Source organism: Pseudalkalibacillus decolorationis, from assembly GCF_024609785.1.
GTDB classification, from domain to species: Bacteria; Bacillota; Bacilli; order Bacillales; family Fictibacillaceae; genus Pseudalkalibacillus; species Pseudalkalibacillus decolorationis.
Genome location: NZ_JANHJQ010000042.1, coordinates 1 through 16,851, shown reverse-complemented (window position 1 = coordinate 16,851; position 16,851 = coordinate 1). Strand labels below are relative to the sequence as shown.

Genomic DNA, 16,851 nt, shown 5'->3' with positions numbered 1-16,851 from the left:
CCTCCCTACCTACATCTTACTAAAATGTATGCGTTTTATCACCTTGAAATTTTTTCAAAACTAGATAGGTCTTTTTTACAATTATCATCTTTTCTCCTAATTCTTCAACCTACATGTATTTATAATTATAGCACTTTTATCAGATTAACCTAATATACAAATGGAAAACTAACAGAATTTTCAGTAAGAAAGAGCGAAGAACCGCAGTCCGTTTACTGTGGTTCTTTCTTCTCGGTTCAGATCAATTCCAGACTTTTCGTATGAAATATTCCCAGTTCCCCTTAAGAAATTTATAGATTCCTAAACAATAAAAGGAAAACTTGGCAAGACTTAGCTGCACTTATACTTAGGACTTAAATTTTTCCTCAACGTCGATTTCCTTCAAACTGAAAAGTTATACTTTCTTAACGTACAAAAGGAGCCCATAGCCAGGCTCCCTTTTTATCCTTTTAATTGATTGGCAAGATTCCCGCATAGTCTGTGAGGTATCCTTCCGCTGGGTAAGCCGGGATGTCGTTCCAGTGATCAGGATTAACATTATGCACTTCCCCTGTTGCAATGCCCATTAGAAGTTCTTTTAACGCAAGATAGTTTTGCTTCGTCAAATAGCCATTTGATTTCTGACCAAGGTTACCTTCTCTCGTATTCCCTTTTGTTTCAAAGAAAATCGCCGGATTACTGTGCCCATCTGGATTCAAGTTGTTGTAGTTGAGGCCAAGCATCATTGCGGAAACCACGCCGCCTCTAATGTCGATATAGTACTTCGCGTCCTCTCCACCAACCTGATACTGATCGATGTGCGTGTATCCGTACTTTGTCATCGCGTCATACACATACGCCTGCATTTGCTTCGTCACCTTATTGTAGTAGCCATTTTCCAAGCTAGGAAGTGTCGGTCCATCTGGTGCAAGAGATATTCCTAATGAAAAACTCGTCGACTCATTCGTGCCATAAACCGTTTTAAATCCTTGATGATGCAAATCTACCGCAAAATCAGGCTTAACGTTTGCCCAATATTCATAAACAACTCTAGATTCATTTGCTTCAAATCCATCGAGTGCCCAGTCCCGATTCAAATCTACGAAAGCTGAATCACTGACAGGATCACCATTTTCGTCCATAAGTTGAGTTTCACGATTATTCATAATGCTTCCGTCTGGATTGTACATAGGAATCACATAAAGAGTAAGTTCATCAAACAATGTTTTCACATCAGGGTTTCCAGAGGTTCCTAATGTTTTTAAAAGTTGCATTACAGCTTCTGTCGTCAGCTTTTCATCTCCATGAATCTGAGCCTGTACCCATACTTTTGTCTCTCCATGTCCCGCTTTTGCAACGTAGATACTTCTACCTTGTTCTGATTTACCATATTCATCAAGTGTCGATACTTCAATTTTACCTTTGCTTCGTTTTTCCAAACCAGATAATTTTTCAATCATTTCTTCATAGGTCATGATACTGCTGATATTGTCATTTCCATTGGTCGATGGCCCGCCCGGCTTTGTGTTTCCAGCAGCAAGAACTGAACTGTTAAATGCCAAACAGAAGACCGACAATAATACTAATCCTTGCAAAATCCGTTTCATATATGAAATACCTCCAATAGTTGATGTTCAAAAATCACCGTTCTTATTTATTCTCCTCGATAACCGCTTTCAGGTAGCGAATCCCAGAACGATGTATCCGCAGTTTCAATTGAGCCGTCTGCTATTGCTTTTATAGATGCTTCCATCGCGACTACCGCTTGTTTGATTAGATAGCCATTGCTTTTTTGTCCTAAAACATATGGCTCATAATAGTGGTCAGCCATCCCTCTTACCTCAATTAAAAGGGTTGAAATATCGTATTGGAGAGCGATTCCGTTACGCCCAATCTTCGGAGCAGTTCCACCACGATATTTTGACAAGGTAGCATAGCCTTTCGCCTCAACCGCATCATAAACGACTGAACCAAGTCTTTTCGAACCATCAACCACTTCAGGAGCGACATCAGGATTTGTCGGATGCAAAATGGAACCCGACACAAGCTCGTCGCTATCTCCCAACGTTGTTTGTGTGCCCTGGTGATGGAAATCAATCATGTAATCGGGCTGATATTTTTGTAGTACATTTTCATGGAAAGCTCTTGTTTCGGGTTGTTCCAAGGCGATATGGTCCCTATTCAGGTCCACTTTGTTCGCGTTATAGCGAGTATGGGTTCCTGCCACATAGTCCTCCAATGAAAAGTTAACATCCCCCTCAGCACCATCAACATTTAGGCGTGGAACGAAGAGAACGTTCACCTTTTCAAGCATGCTTTGAACTTCCCTACTGTTCGAAGTTAGCTGTTGAATCATTTTCAACGCGCCTTCAGTTGTCAATGTTTCATTCCCATGCTGCTGGGTTAAAAAGAGGATCGTTGGATTTTCAGGGTTCTCACCAAACTTTGCTAGATATAGGTCACGCCCCTTTACCGATTGCCCATAGACCTCAAGGGTTAATTCCGCTGACTTATGATCTTGCTTTTCAAGAAATTTAACCATTTCCTCATAGTTATGCAGGCGCTCATTCTTAATTGTTTCGTTGCCCCCGTAACCAGGTCCTTCGCCTACTGCACTCGCTGGACCTACTTGTACACCCACTAACATGCTTGCACTAAGTAATGCACTCGACAAAATTTTGACAGTTTTCTTCATCAGCTACTCTACCTCTTTCTTTCGAGATTCGAAATATATGTACATATTTCTCGCTCAATCGACAAAATTCCTTTTTAAAAATTATAAACAGGTAGGATGAGCTATAAATTCTACGGTGCTTTTATTTAAACAGGTAGATTGGATCAGGAGGATGTATGGAGGGGCTGTCTACTAACGTAGTACGAAACCTTTTTCCCGAATAAATCGTCATTAGAGTTGTAAAACTTTTATCACACGTTAAGAAAGTATAAAAATACTTTCTATAGTGTAAGCGCAACTAAGGCTCAGCCGGCGCCAAAGGCTTGGCTTTGCCAAGTTTTCTTTATCAAGGTGTTTTGGTAAATCCTTTCATTTAATGCTGAATCAAGCCGTTTATGGTATAATTCATTGTCAGTATTAACTGTTAACTCAGATAATTTATTATTTCTACCTATTATAAAATGGTGGTGTATATATGGCTTCACGAATTGATCGAAGACAAAAGAAAAGCGGAAAACGAAAATTCCTTAAACGCTCTCTTTTAATTATATCGGTATTATTTTTATCACTCGTAGGTTACGTTGTTTGGCAGTATTTTTCAGGTCTCAATCAGGCTAGTCCCTCGAAAGCATTAGAAACTGATTATGAATTCAATGCGCCTGAACAAAAGGTTGAAGGCGTATATAACGTACTGCTGTTAGGTGTTGATGCCCGACAAGAAGATCAACGCTCGCGTACAGATACGATTATGATTGCTCAATATGACACTGATAAAGAGGAAGCTAAGCTCGTGTCTATCATGCGTGATTCATACGTAGAAATTCCCGGTTATGGTATGAACAAAATAAATGCAGCCTTCTTCCACGGTGGTCCCGAGCTTTTACGGAAAACGATCAAGGAAAACTTCGGTGTCGACATTCATTATTATGCAATTGTTGATTTTAAAGGATTTGAAGAAATTGTCGATACGATTGCGCCCGATGGCATTGAAATTGATGTCGAAAAAAGGATGTCACACAACATTGGGGTAGTACTTGAACCAGGCCTCCAAAAACTCAATGGGGAAGAACTGCTCGGATACGCACGATTCCGTCACGATGCTAGAGGGGATTATGCACGTGTAGAACGTCAACAGAAGGTGATTTCCAAAGTAAAGGAGGAATTCACCAGTCTTTACGGTGTATCCAAGCTTCCAAAAGTGATCGGAACGGTACAGCCTTATATCGATACAAACATGAAGACATTGACAGCAATCGGCATTGCAAAGGACATCATGTTAAACAATGGTAATATAGAAACGATGAAGATTCCAGTTGAGAATGGATTCACTGAAGCGAACCTACCAAGTGCAGGCTCTATTCTCCAGCTTGATTTTGAGGAAAACAGCCAGGCACTGCAAGAATTCTTAGGTGAAAAAGGTTCACAATACACGAGTAACGCTGATGCTGAAGAGGAAAATGAGCAATAAATAACGTGAAGAGGGCCACTCCAAGGAGTAGCTCTCTTTTTTTACACGTTAAGAAAGTATAAAAATACTTTCTAATTCAAAAAATTCGAAAACATTTTAAACAACCTCTTAAAAGTATTTTTTCTGACTAGAGTAAGGTTAAATCCCCATTTATCAGTAAAAATAACACCGAATCTAGGATAGTCCCTGAAAAAGATGCACGTTTAAATCTGATTTTTGCGGGAAAGATGATATGATGTATACATAAGCTAATTACATAAGAGATAAAGACTTCGGAAACGTTCATGGAACAACAACCCGAAGTAAGAGCCAAAAAGTTTGACCTATATTGACCTATTAAGTAAGATGAAATTAAGATGTAATGTACTTATCGAAGAGGAGGATTTATGAAATGAACTTAATCCCAACAGTAATTGAACAAACAAATCGTGGGGAACGTGCGTATGACATTTACTCCCGCCTGTTAAAAGACCGAATTATCATGTTAGGTAGTGCCATCGATGATAACGTGGCAAACTCAATCGTTGCTCAGCTACTATTCCTTGCAGCGGAAGATCCTGAGAAGGACATTTCTTTATACATCAACAGTCCAGGTGGCTCGATCACTGCAGGAATGGCAATCTTTGATACGATGCAATTTATCCAACCAAAGGTAAGCACAATTTGTATCGGAATGGCTGCTTCTATGGGAGCATTCCTACTTACTGCTGGTGAACCTGGCAAACGTTATGCATTGCCAAACAGTGAAGTTATGATCCACCAACCACTTGGCGGAACACAAGGTCAAGCATCTGATATCGAAATTCATGCACGCCGTATTATTGAGATGCGTGAGAAGATCAATCAGATTATTTCTGACCGTTCAGGACAGCCAATTGATATTGTTGAACGTGACACAGACCGGGACAACTTTATGACTGCTGAAAGAGCGAAGGAATATGGCTTGATCGATGATATCCTTCAACAACCAATCAAAAAATAAATCTGGTGGAATGAAAAACCTGAGCGGAGTATATTTTGATACTTCCGCTCAGGTTCTTTTAATGGGTGCACGATCGTGAATTTGAGGCCTATTCTTACGCAGTCTGTCTTACCTTAATAAGCTGTAAACCATTGTCAATCCATTTCTGTAATGAACTATGCTGCTGTTTTAAAAGTTCTAACTCACCAATCAACTTTTCTCTTGTTTTTGGAAGCAATGGGTTTACTGTTAGGATTTCTACGATTTCAAGTCGAAGCAGCCAATCATCTGGAAAACAATCTAATTCGTGATTCACCTGTTGGATTGTATGGATTATTTCCTGAGGTGTTTTCTCTTGCTCACGTAACTCTCGTATTTCACCGTATAGTCTCTCGAGCGGTGTTAATGTTTTCAAAGGAGTTGACTGTTGCACATCATCCCGCTTTGTTGCCTCCCCATAAAAATGCTCGCTGTCGGCTGCACCTGCAAAAACCGACGTGACGGTTGTGCCAACAGCCATATCGTAGACACCATCACCACTTTCAAACAGAACTTCACCATTATAAGCTACAGAAGCATGCTTAATCGCTAGCATTATAACCTTTCCATTTTTTAAAACGACTTCATTCAATACACCTTCAACTACGAGCCCATGTTCAAATACCAGTGTGAACGATTCGCCCAGAACCAGCCCGTTGAGTTGGAAGTCTGTATTATTCCAATCTTCTAATGGTTTCTCGCAACCTCGCACCTTACCAATCGGAGAGCCAAATCCATGACAATGCTCCTTTTTTCCATGACCAACAATTGTCTCATCATCAAGAGCTAGTGCAGTTTCACCAGTTGTTTGAAGGTAGATGGCTTCACCGGTATCCGCTTTTACCAGATTCGTAAAGGTTCCAGTCACTTGAATGCCTGAGCTTAACACTGCAGTTGCCGTGTTTGCCGACCGAACGGCCTTGTCTAGACTTTCCGTTCCACCTACCCTAACCGCCATCCCTTCTGCAAATTCCTCAACAGCCGCTGTCAATACGTCAAAGTCCTCACAAACAAAAAGCTGAGGTTGCTGTGTCGTAATATCGAAACCAGTATTGATGGCAGTTTCAAGATCAAATGGTACCTTTTCCACTTCATCAGATAGACTGTTTACACCTTCACCGATGGATGATAACAGACCTGCACCGTATAAAGTCGGATGATTAACGGTACCAATCATTCCAAATTCCACTGTCCACCAGTATAAACGCGAAATTTGTTCTGCTTCTGAAACTTCTTCAATAAGGCTTTGCTTCATCTCGAGGTTCATTTTTGCCGCTAGAATCTCCTCTTCTGTAGCGGACCCTTTTTCGAGTAAATCGGAAAGGGTTCGAATCGCATCAAACACCTCATGCTCCTCTTTTGTCGCAAGTGCTTTCGATCCGATTTCTCCAAACCTTTTTACAAATTCAGCATATTTCTTGTCGCATAAGATTGGGGCATGGCCCGCTGCCTCATGAATGATATCCGGTGCTGGTGTATAATCAATATTTTCAAGCTTTCGGATTTCTGTTGCGATTGGCAAGTAACCATGCGCTTGAAAATCAAAAAAGGCAACAGCTGGGATAAATCCATCAATCGTAACAGCACCCCAACCAAATGGCTGTAAGCTCTCATTCATCTCTTCTATATTTGGAACCGAATCGATATGAATCCCTGAGGAAACAAGACCATCGGTATAAGCTCCATGTGCGACATCCTTTAGGAAGTTGTGATTTTGACGCATAACATAACGCCAAACTGCGTGGTCGATTGGACTATATTTTTCATAATCTTGCTCCACCACATATTTTCTTAAATGCGCAGGTAATGGTCTTTGTTTCATGTTCAGCTCTCCTTTTTCCTTATTTTGATGTGCTTAATCCGGTCTAATAAATGCGAATAAAAAAACCCATCATCCTGTAAGGGACGAAGAGTTTCCGCGGTACCACCCTGATTGGCGAACAACTTGTTCACCCACTCATAAATTAGCCAGTTGATCCTGCAATGTAATTCACATCGACTACTGCCTGAACTTTCACCAACCGTCCAGTCTCTACACGCTGCTCATAGTTATGCTACTGCTTTTGCAAGGCTAATTGTTGATTCATTTATACTGACATGCTTAGACGCTTTTAAGCATTAAAGTTATTAATGAAAACTATACACAAGGATTTTAAAAACGTCAAGATATTTTTTTGAGATTTGAAAAAGCAAAGCGTTATGCTAAATCCAGTCGAATTTTGTTATGAGATGGATCCTTTATCCAAACCGAACCATTTTCTTTATGAATGGAGGCACCGATTTTGACAAGTCTTTCTATAATTGAGCTTCGTACTTCTTCTGAGGGTAGAACGATTGAATACCAATTCATCCGAACGTGGTTTTCGCCTGGTGCAGGAGCGCCTTGACCATTCCACGTATTTAATCCAATGTGATGATGATAGCGACCTGACGAAACAAAAAGAGCTTGGTGTCGAAAAGGAACAGTAATGTCAAAGCCTAATCCTTCGTTGTAAAAGATTTTTGCCGTATTAAGATCTGCAACATGTAGATGAATGTGTCCCAAAACAGTTTTATTTGGAAAACCGCTCCACTCTTTATCACCACTTTCTTTTAACAGCGAATCGATATCTAAAGGATCGCTGATGAACGGAAGCTCTCCATTTTTCCAAACCCACTCAGATTCCGGACGGTCCACATACACCTCAATACCATGTCCATCGGGGTCTGCAAGATAGACCGCTTCACTAAATAGATGGTCCGATGCACCTTGGACGGGGTAGCCACTTTCACTGATATGGCGTATGAATGCTCCCAGGTCCCTACGGTTCGGTACTAATATCGCAAAATGATATAACCCGGTTGTCCGTTGTTGTTTTGGTAACACCTTTTCCTCCTGCTCGATGATTATGAGTGGTGTTTGATTGTCTGTAGATAATGTCACCTTGTTATCCGTTTCCTCAAGTACTCTGAAACCTAATGTTTCTGTATAAAAGGTTAGTGAACGCTTGAGATCAGAAACTGTTAAATGCACATGTCCAATGAATGTATTCGGGGATCGGTGAAAGTTCATTCGGCCTTCCTCCTTTATTACTTTTTTATAGTAACTTAATATATATTATAAAGTAACAGTGAGAAAATTGACAACTAATTAATTTGAGAAGAGCTCAAAACTGACACCAGAAAACACTTTTTCGGGAAAATCAAACCCTTCTCATCACTACTAGTAATCAACTCACCCTGTAAACTTCTCGACCTTACTGTCATAGCCTATACAAAACAAAAACACTGTCCTGATTACCAGGTACAGTGTTTTATGTACTTTAATCTGCTTTTGTAATGTAATCCTTGAGGGCGTAAAGTGCTTCTTTTTCGTCTTTTCCATCAGTAATAATTGTTACAGTCGAACCGGAGCCTATCGCGAGACTCATAATCCCCATGATACTTTTTGCATTCACCTTTTTGCCGCCTTTTTCTAAAAAGACGTCTGAGGTAAATCGGTTAGCTTCTTGTACGAATAATGCTGCAGGACGAGCCTGCAATCCGGTTTTCAATTGAACCGTTAGTTCTTTTTCCAACAATTGTCCATTCCTCCTTGTATTCCCGCATAGTTAATTTATATATCCTAAACCAATTAAAAATGTGTAGAAAAAAGCTTTACTATTGAAAGATATTCTTATTCTTTTTAAACGTGTTAAAAGAAAGCGCTATCTTTTTTGTGTAGAGAAAAATGAACTGACGCCCAGTCATTGCCCTCTTTTCTTTTATAAAGTCGCGCCTGGTCAGCTTCCATTAGACCTGGCCCGAACCTAACGTATACTTTTAATACGGATCTACATGTTTCCCTGCCGGATCTTATTGGCAATTTCATCGAGTTTGCGAAGTCGATGGTTGATGCCCGACTTACTGATCGGACCTGTTGAGACGAGCTCACCTAACTCCTGTAAAGAAACTTCCTGATATTTAACACGAAGCTCTGCGATTTCACGTAGTTTATCGGGCAATGTTTGTAGACCGACTTCCCTTTCAATCAAGCGAATATTTTCAACTTGACGCATCGCTGCTCCGACGGTTTTGTTTAAGTTCGCAGTTTCACAGTTCACCAGTCGGTTAACTGAATTACGCATGTCCTTCATAATTCGAATATCTTCAAAGTAAAGCAACGCGGTATGAGCCCCAATCAATGTGAGAAAATCAGAAATTTTCTCTCCCTCTTTTAAATAAATGATGTAGCCTTTCTTACGCTCGAGCATTCTCGCATTCAACCCAAAGGAGTTGACCAGATCACATAATGACTCGGTATGTTCTTCATACATCGAAAAAATCTCGAGATGATAAGAAGTATCGGGATGATTGAGTGAACCTCCTGCAAGGAATGCTCCTCTAAGGTACGATCGTTTGCAACAAGATCTCTTTGTGATTGTTTCTGATACAGAGCGTTTAAATGTATAACCTTCGCCCATTATATCTAATTCGTCCAACAGGGTCCTTGAATCCTGCTTTATCCGGACAATATAGACGTTATTTTTTTTCAGTCTCATTTTTTTCCGGACCAACAACTCTGCTGGATACGAATAAAGTTGTTTAATTAGTGTATAAATTCTTCTCGCGATTGCTGCATTTTCGGTCGGTATGTCAAGGATCAACTCCCGATTTCCTAGTGAAATGGAACCGTTCATACGTATTAGAGCTGCTAATTCTGCTTTTGAACAGCACTTTTTCACTTCGAGCTTTGTTAATTCTTTCTTGGTCTCTGAGGCAAATGACACGACTTACACCCCCTCTATCCTTCATGCACCGAGGGTCTAGTCTGAGACTAAATCAAGGATCAGCTCGGAAACACGTTTTGCATCGTGCCTGATTAATGAATCATTGTATTGAACTATTTTATCACTGATAACGTGAAATCCAAAAGATTTAAGCCTTGTCTCGTCATACTTAACTGGTTCTCCGCCTTCAAATGCATATTTTTTCAATACTTCATCAGGTACTTTCGAATTATTGACGATAATCGTGTCGATAATTTGATGTCCAATATGCGCTACCAATATGTTAACATGGTCAGCTGCTGTAAAATAATCCGTTTCTCCAGGTTGCGTCATCACATTGCAAATATAGACCTTTTTCGCTTTCGACTTTTTAATCGCATCGGTAATGCCAGGCACTAGCAGACTTGGCAAAATACTCGTATACAAGCTCCCAGGTCCAATTAAGACCAAGTCAGCGCTTCGGATTGCACGTAAGCTTTCGGAAAGGGGCTTAACGGTATCAGGCGTCAAGAAAACTCGGACAATTTTTTTACCTGTGTGCGGAATTTTAGATTCGCCGGACACAATCGAACCATCATTCAACTGTGCGTGCAAAACAACCTTTTGATCTGAAGCTGGCAATACTCGACCACGAACATTCAGTACCTTAGAAAGCTCCCGTATCCCTGTTACAAAATTGCCGGTTATATCCGACATGGCAGCCAGTAACAGATTTCCCATCGAGTGGCCGGATAATCCGTTGCCATTTTTAAAACGATGCTGAAATAGTTGTTCGACAAGAGGCTCGACCTCAGACAATGCTGCTAAAACGTTCCGAATATCACCAGGGGGGATGATATCGAGCTCCTCCCTCAATCTTCCGGAACTTCCCCCGTCATCTGCAACCGTTACAACCGCAGTAATGTTAACAGGGAACTTCTTCAATCCTCGAAGCAAAACAGACAGTCCAGTGCCGCCACCAAACACGACAACATTAGGTTTTCGATTTGACTTCATATGCCCTCTTTTTATCTTTTTCGATATCGCGATGGCTGCTGTGAACGCGATAATCTCTACCTAAATACTCCCTTAGGTGCTCAGCAAGCGTGACTGATCGGTGTTTGCCACCTGTGCAGCCAATCGCAATTACTAATTGGCTTTTTCCTTCGCGCTTATAATGCGGAATGATAAAATCAAGTAATCCAGTAAGCTTCTCAATAAACTTTTGTGTTTCCGACCATTTGAGTACATAGGATGAAACTTCTTCTTCAAGGCCCGATTTCGGTCGCATATGCTCGATATAATGAGGATTAGGCAAAAAGCGGACGTCAAATACAAGATCAGCATCAATCGGCATACCATATTTGAACCCGAATGAGAGAACATTAATCGTGAATGGATGGTTTTCATTGGTCGAATAACGCTCGATAATCCGCTCGCGAAGCTGAATTGGCTTTAAATCGGTTGTATCAAGAATATTTTGAGATCGCCCCTTTAGTTCCTCAAGCATTTGCCGTTCGATTTTGATACCTTCTAGTGGTAGTCCGTTCGTTGCTAGCGGGTGAGAACGTCGGGTTTCCTTATACCTGCGTACAAGTGTTGTATCTTTCGCATCTAAAAATAGAATTTGTGGTTTGACTGAAGTACTGTCTGTCATTTCGTCAATCGTCGCGAAAAGCTGATCGAAAAATTCGCGCCCTCTTAAGTCCATGACAAGGGCAACTTTCTTCAGTTTCCCACCGGATTCCTCCATCAGCTCGACAAATTTCGGTAGTAATGCTGGTGGCAGGTTATCGACGCAAAAGAACCCAAGATCCTCAAAGCTTTGCATTGCAACAGTTTTTCCTGCGCCAGACATCCCAGTGATTATGACCATTTGAAATTCATTCTGTTCCATCCTACATCCCTCGCTTACTTTTTCAGTATTTGTTAGAAAAGCGGAAGCGCCCTGTTCAGGTGCGATAAAGAAGACTTGGTAAACGCCAAGGCGATTACCATAGTCGCCCTTATGCCTGTGGTGCAAGCGCTGGAGATTCTGCAACACAACACGCTTTTTGTGTTTGTGGAAGAATCGAAGCGACCTCGAGCACCTGGGCGCTGGAGCTAGACATCCCATCGATGCAGCAATTTTTTATACTTTCTTTACTTCTCGAAAAGGAAAACAATAAGCTCCTGTTAGCCCCGGGACTTTTCGAACAACCCCTTTAAGATGGATCTAAACGATAGCTAAGCAGCTCAAAATCTGGTGTATACGTAAATGTTCCGATGATCATTCCACTACCTGTCATCATGTAGTCAAGAATATGATGGTCACCAGGAGCCATCGGCAACGATGAAATTTCATCTTTCGGTTTCCACGCAAGCTTTCCCTCATCCGATTCTGAGAGCAACTCACCCTCAAATTCAGTAGCGTAAAAGGTAAACATCATCCATTCCTGAACGATTTGATCACCTTCCTTAATGATAAAGTTAAAAACACCCTTTAATTTGGGGTTTAACAAGTACAATCCTGTTTCTTCACGGTACTCACGAATAACGGAATCCTTAATCGTTTCCTCGGTTTCCATCTTCCCGCCCGGTGCAACCCACCAGCCTCTTCTTGGCTTTTGCAACACGACGACCTGATCATCCTTTTCGAGCAGGCAATTTGTAACTCGTTGCACGTGATTCACCTCTTTCTATAAGTATACTATGTTTCAAAGTCTATCAACAATCTAATTGGTTATTTAACACCATTCAATAAAAGTACGTTTGGCTACATACATAGAAAACACTTAAATATGTAAGACGATTTTATGCTTAAACAAACGTTTGATTGATACTTTTACCGCCTTAAACAAACGTTTGTATGAACCGCTGCATTGGCGGTATCAAAGGAAAAAAGCACTGCATGACTGCCTTAATCAAACGTTTGTATGAACCCTAGAACTATTCTTTTTCATGATGAGTTCTAAACCTTTCTCTAATTAGACAAGTCAATGCTCTAATTTAAAACGGTTTACATTATTATATTAAGAAAGGATAGAACTTATTGCATAAAGATGTTAGACAAACATTGATTAAGAGTGCAAAACCCTTGATTTATACATGATTGTCCATTAAACAAATGTTTGGATAAAGCCCCTTCTTTACCCCTACTTTTTCTCCAAATGGAGATTGACTTCCTGCTTTTATATTTGTCATGAAAGNTTGGATAAAGCCCCTTCTTTACCCCTACTTTTTCTCCAAATGGAGATTGACTTCCTGCTTTTATATTTGTCATGAAAGTTAAGAAAAGCGCAAGCGCCCTGCTTAGCCACGAAGGTCACTGGAAGACCGACGAGGAGGCTGTTGCCGCCGCAGGAGGACTGAAGTGATCCAAGTGGCTGGGCGCTGGAGCTAGACATCACTTCTATGCCTACAAAATTTTATACTTTCTTAACGTGGAACAAAAAATTTACTTGATGTATATTAATTTGCCACAACTAATTGACTGTTAACCGAACTCCGATAACTTTTGATAGTCTAATCGGTACTCCCGATATTTTACGGTGACCCCGTCAGGTCGTATTACCCCAAGTTTAATAAAAAAACTGAGTGCACAACACTTAATCTTCAGCTTTGCCGCCTCTCATCGACAATCCATCCAAAATCCATCCAAAAAATCGGAAAAATACGCAAAAAAATAGCACGGAAACTAATGTTCCGTGCACAAAATAAGAAATTTATTAAAAGGGGGTCAATTTCTTATTACTATAATACCCTACTAATATTTCACAACTGTTACAAATCGGTTAAGACAGAATTACTTTTTTCTAACTTTAGTACACTCTTTTACACGTTAAGAAAGTATAAAAATACTTTCTATAGTATAAGCGCAACTACGGCGATCACCTACGCTAAGGCTTGGCGCTAGCTAAGTTTTCTTTAACTTTTTGAGGAGATGCTCAACTTTTCCATGAGTTCTTCTACATATTGTTGCGCACTTTGGGCGGCAATACTTCCGTCTCCGGTTGCTGTTACAATTTGGCGAAGTGTTTTTTCACGAATATCGCCTGCGGCAAAAATACCAGGAATCTTTGTTTCCATCTCTGAATTCGTCTCCACATAGCCATTTTCATTGGTTATTCCAAGGTCCTTAACGGCTTCATTAAGTGGAAGCATCCCGATGTAAATAAAGACACCATTGGTTTTAAAATCAAGTTCTTCACCGTTTTCTGTATTTACTAAGGTAACACTGCCAACTTTATTGTTTTCCGCGTTAACTTCTTTGACAGTATGGTTCCAAATAAACTCAATTTTTTCGTTGTCAAATGCACGATCTTGTAAGATATTCTGGGCACGAAGCTTATCTCGTCGGTGTACAATGGTAACTTTCGACGCAAAACGAGTCAGGTATACACCTTCCTCAACGGCGGAATCACCACCGCCAATAACAACAAGCTCTTTTTCTTTAAAGAACGCTCCGTCACAAACCGCACAATACGAGACACCGCGACCGCTTAATTCTTTTTCTCCTGGGATACCAAGCTTCTTGTACTCAGCACCTGTTCCGACAATAATGGAACGAGCCCTATATTCTTTTCCCCCACCGACTATAACACGTTTATATTCTTCTCCGTCGATAATTTCCTTGATATCACCATACCCATATTCAGCACCGAATTTTTTCGCATGCTCAAACATTTTGTTCGACAAATCCGGTCCGAGAATGTGATCATATCCAGGGTAGTTTTCGACATCTTCCGTATTCGCCATCTGCCCACCTGGAATCCCACGTTCAATCATCAATGTGCTTAAATTCGCACGTGAAGTATATACAGCTGCTGTCAGACCGGCAGGCCCCGCACCAGCAATAATAACATCATAAATTTTTTCCTCACTCATGCTCTCCACTCCTTACTCGATAAAATCCACATTCTAATGTTAGTTTTAACGTTTGTTTCATTTCCTATTAGTATCGTATTAAAACAGGCTTGCTTAAGTCTAATAAAATGCTCAAAAAGCCTTATATTGTTTGAAAACCCTGGCAATTGCCAGGGTTTCAACGGGAAAAATGTATTCAATATCTCTATTTCACTTGCGAATAATACGTTTTGATTATCTTCACATATTTTTGCACTGTTGTAATTGAAACACCGTATTGTTCAGCAACTTCTCTTTGTGTCGTTTCGGTCTTCCCTTTTAAAACATCAGCAAAATACGAAATCGCACTGGACCATGCATTTGTGTTCGTTAACGTATGCGTTTCACTTTTCGTTTTATGAAGGAGAAGGTGCCACAGTAAAGCCGTTTCAGCATCTAGCTCTTGCCTGCCCGCAATCAGATGCTCTAGTATTTGCAGTCCATTTCTCATTTCTGTAGAAGGCTTTACAACTTCTTCTAATCCTTCTTCACTATGGACCTCAACTTTTTCGTTGCCAAGCTCAAACAACATGGTAGCAGCGAGCTCTTTCATTACTTCTGACTCCTTTGGTTCCGTGCAAAATGATTTTAGTGTCGCAAATGCATCCTCATCCCTCCACTTTCTAAGCAATAAGAGATGAGATAGTTTGTTTTTATGAATCGTACTTCTTAATTTTAAAATTCGATCCGAAATTTCCTCGGGGTCTTGAAGATTACCCATTGGAATCGTGTATTGATATTCCACTTCCCCTGGATCAAGAAGTTCGTGCTCCAATTGTTCTAGGTAAAAAGAGGCAACCGAACTTTCCGGGTCGAGAACAGAAAGCTTTTCCCATGATTCGCGCGCGAGTTCTTTTTTACCCATTTTAAAGGCAGCAACCGCAAGCCAGTGAAAATACGGTGTATTCCAGGCGTTACCGAATTTCTTAATCGAATAGAGCCACTTATATGCAGCCTCATCTTCACCAAGCAAGGCGAACGTACTTCCAAGCTTGTACCGGTGTTCTGGAGAAATCGGGTGGATTGTGTGTAAAATGCGGAGAAAACGTTCGCATTCTTCGTTTTCATGCAGCTGTTTATGGAAAAGTGCTGCATTACATAACGCATGAAGGTTGCCGATGTTTTTGTCGAGCACATCCTCTAAAACAAGGAAGGCTTCGTCATATTCACCAAGGTAAAAGTGAGCAAGCGCCAGATTATTGTAGGCAGCCCAAAAATCAGGATGCTCAAGAACCATTGCCTTTAGGATATCCCGCGCTTTCGAAAAGTCCCCTTTTTCAAGAGAGTGACGCGCTTTCTCATGTTTGACGATCAGTCTCTCTTCAGATGGATCATTTTCCGAGTCCTCACCAAATTCAAGTTGGATCAAGTCAAGGAGTTCTTCAATATCATCGTAAAATTCACCGTTTGGCTCATGCTCCATATAGCGCACGGCTTCTCTCTCTGCCTCACGAAACATATTCAGGTGTGCATAATTGTTTGCCATAAAATAATAGCATTCTGATATTTCGGGATCTATTTCACTAACAATATATTCAAGAATATCGTTCGATTCGATGTAGTCGCCTAATTCCGCATGCGTTGCCGCTAGCTGACACAAGTAAGTAGGATCTTTCGGTTCTAAATCGACCGCACGTTCAAATAAGCGTTGCGCTTTATATAAGTCCTTTTTTTGATAGGACTTTAATCCTTTTTGAAAAAAGTATTCCCCAGTTCGAGCAAATGGGATTACGTTTGCCCCTTGGTGCATCATGCTCTTGTTTGCTTTCATTTACTACCCTCACCCGTTCTCTGAAACTCTCTTTGGAAAGTATAACACAGCTAAAGGAGTCCGAACACAAGGAATTGTGGATTTAAAGTATGGGAAGTTGTGGTGCATAAAGAAAACTTGGCTAGCGCCAAGCCTTAGCACTGGCGATCGCCTTAGTTGCACTGATATGAACGAAACTGTCAAGCCCCGCCAACTTTTGGGCAACCTTAACTAAGAGTGCACTTTTTGGTGTTCTCTTAACGTCTATTTGTACTCCATATGGCTCTTTACGTGAGCAGGATAAGCGCACGGCACGAAGGCAAAGATCTCTACATCGGTCAATACTCTGATATCCGTGGGTTCTCACAT

Annotated in this window: 14 protein-coding genes; 2 read left to right on the top strand and 12 right to left on the bottom strand. The window is 40.8% G+C overall.

Features of this window, described 5'->3' with window-relative positions; all coding sequences use genetic code 11:
- Positions 1-449: 449 nt before the first annotated feature.
- Positions 450-1,586, bottom strand: a complete 1,137-nt coding sequence (locus NON16_RS23575) for a M14 family zinc carboxypeptidase (RefSeq protein WP_257351888.1) — start codon at positions 1,584-1,586, stop codon at positions 450-452.
- A 47-nt stretch (positions 1,587-1,633) separates the two neighbouring features.
- On the bottom strand, positions 1,634-2,674 hold the full coding sequence (locus NON16_RS23570; RefSeq protein ID WP_257351886.1) for a M14 family metallopeptidase: 1,041 nt from the start codon (positions 2,672-2,674) through the stop codon (positions 1,634-1,636).
- Positions 2,675-3,128: 454 nt separating this feature from the next.
- Between NON16_RS23570 and NON16_RS23565 the strand changes: the two genes are divergently transcribed.
- Together NON16_RS23565 and clpP are read left to right on the top strand one after the other, a co-directional pair.
- A complete protein-coding gene (locus NON16_RS23565) occupies positions 3,129-4,121 on the top strand; it encodes an LCP family protein (protein ID WP_257351883.1) in 993 nt (330 codons plus the stop codon).
- 391 nt (positions 4,122-4,512) lie between these two features.
- Positions 4,513-5,103: an ATP-dependent Clp endopeptidase proteolytic subunit ClpP gene (gene clpP, locus NON16_RS23560; protein ID WP_257351882.1), complete on the top strand. Its 591-nt coding sequence runs from the start codon at positions 4,513-4,515 to the stop codon at positions 5,101-5,103.
- Between the two features lie 94 nt (positions 5,104-5,197).
- On the opposite strand, the gene NON16_RS23555 is transcribed toward clpP, so the two are convergent.
- The 10 genes from NON16_RS23555 to NON16_RS23510 form a co-directional block, all read right to left on the bottom strand.
- Positions 5,198-6,943 carry an aromatic amino acid hydroxylase gene (locus NON16_RS23555; RefSeq protein WP_257351881.1) on the bottom strand — a complete coding sequence of 582 codons (1,746 nt, stop codon included), beginning with the start codon at positions 6,941-6,943 and terminating at the stop codon, positions 5,198-5,200.
- 375 nt (positions 6,944-7,318) lie between these two features.
- Positions 7,319-8,173, bottom strand: a complete 855-nt coding sequence (locus NON16_RS23550; RefSeq protein ID WP_257351880.1) for a VOC family protein — start codon at positions 8,171-8,173, stop codon at positions 7,319-7,321.
- 250 nt (positions 8,174-8,423) lie between these two features.
- Complete coding sequence (locus tag NON16_RS23545; RefSeq protein ID WP_257351879.1) at positions 8,424-8,681, bottom strand: HPr family phosphocarrier protein; 258 nt, start codon at positions 8,679-8,681, stop codon at positions 8,424-8,426.
- 252 nt (positions 8,682-8,933) lie between these two features.
- A complete protein-coding gene (gene whiA, locus NON16_RS23540) occupies positions 8,934-9,869 on the bottom strand; it encodes a DNA-binding protein WhiA (RefSeq protein WP_257351878.1) in 936 nt (311 codons plus the stop codon).
- Between the two features lie 36 nt (positions 9,870-9,905).
- Positions 9,906-10,865 (bottom strand): gluconeogenesis factor YvcK family protein, encoded by a 960-nt coding sequence (locus tag NON16_RS23535; RefSeq protein ID WP_257351876.1) that lies wholly within the window; start codon positions 10,863-10,865, stop codon positions 9,906-9,908.
- Positions 10,843-11,745, bottom strand: a complete 903-nt coding sequence (gene rapZ / locus NON16_RS23530) for an RNase adapter RapZ (RefSeq protein WP_257351874.1) — start codon at positions 11,743-11,745, stop codon at positions 10,843-10,845. The genes NON16_RS23535 and rapZ overlap by 23 nt, the downstream gene beginning before the upstream one ends.
- 307 nt (positions 11,746-12,052) lie before the next feature.
- On the bottom strand, positions 12,053-12,520 hold the full coding sequence (locus NON16_RS23525; RefSeq protein WP_257351872.1) for an 8-oxo-dGTP diphosphatase: 468 nt from the start codon (positions 12,518-12,520) through the stop codon (positions 12,053-12,055).
- 1,234 nt (positions 12,521-13,754) lie between these two features.
- On the bottom strand, positions 13,755-14,714 hold the full coding sequence (trxB, locus tag NON16_RS23520; RefSeq protein ID WP_257351870.1) for a thioredoxin-disulfide reductase: 960 nt from the start codon (positions 14,712-14,714) through the stop codon (positions 13,755-13,757).
- A gap of 184 nt (positions 14,715-14,898) precedes the next feature.
- Complete coding sequence (locus tag NON16_RS23515) at positions 14,899-16,503, bottom strand: tetratricopeptide repeat protein (RefSeq protein WP_257351867.1); 1,605 nt, start codon at positions 16,501-16,503, stop codon at positions 14,899-14,901.
- A 121-nt stretch (positions 16,504-16,624) separates the two neighbouring features.
- Positions 16,625-16,851, bottom strand: a 227-nt coding sequence (locus NON16_RS23510; RefSeq protein ID WP_257351864.1) for a hypothetical protein, incomplete at its 5' end; no start/stop codon positions are given.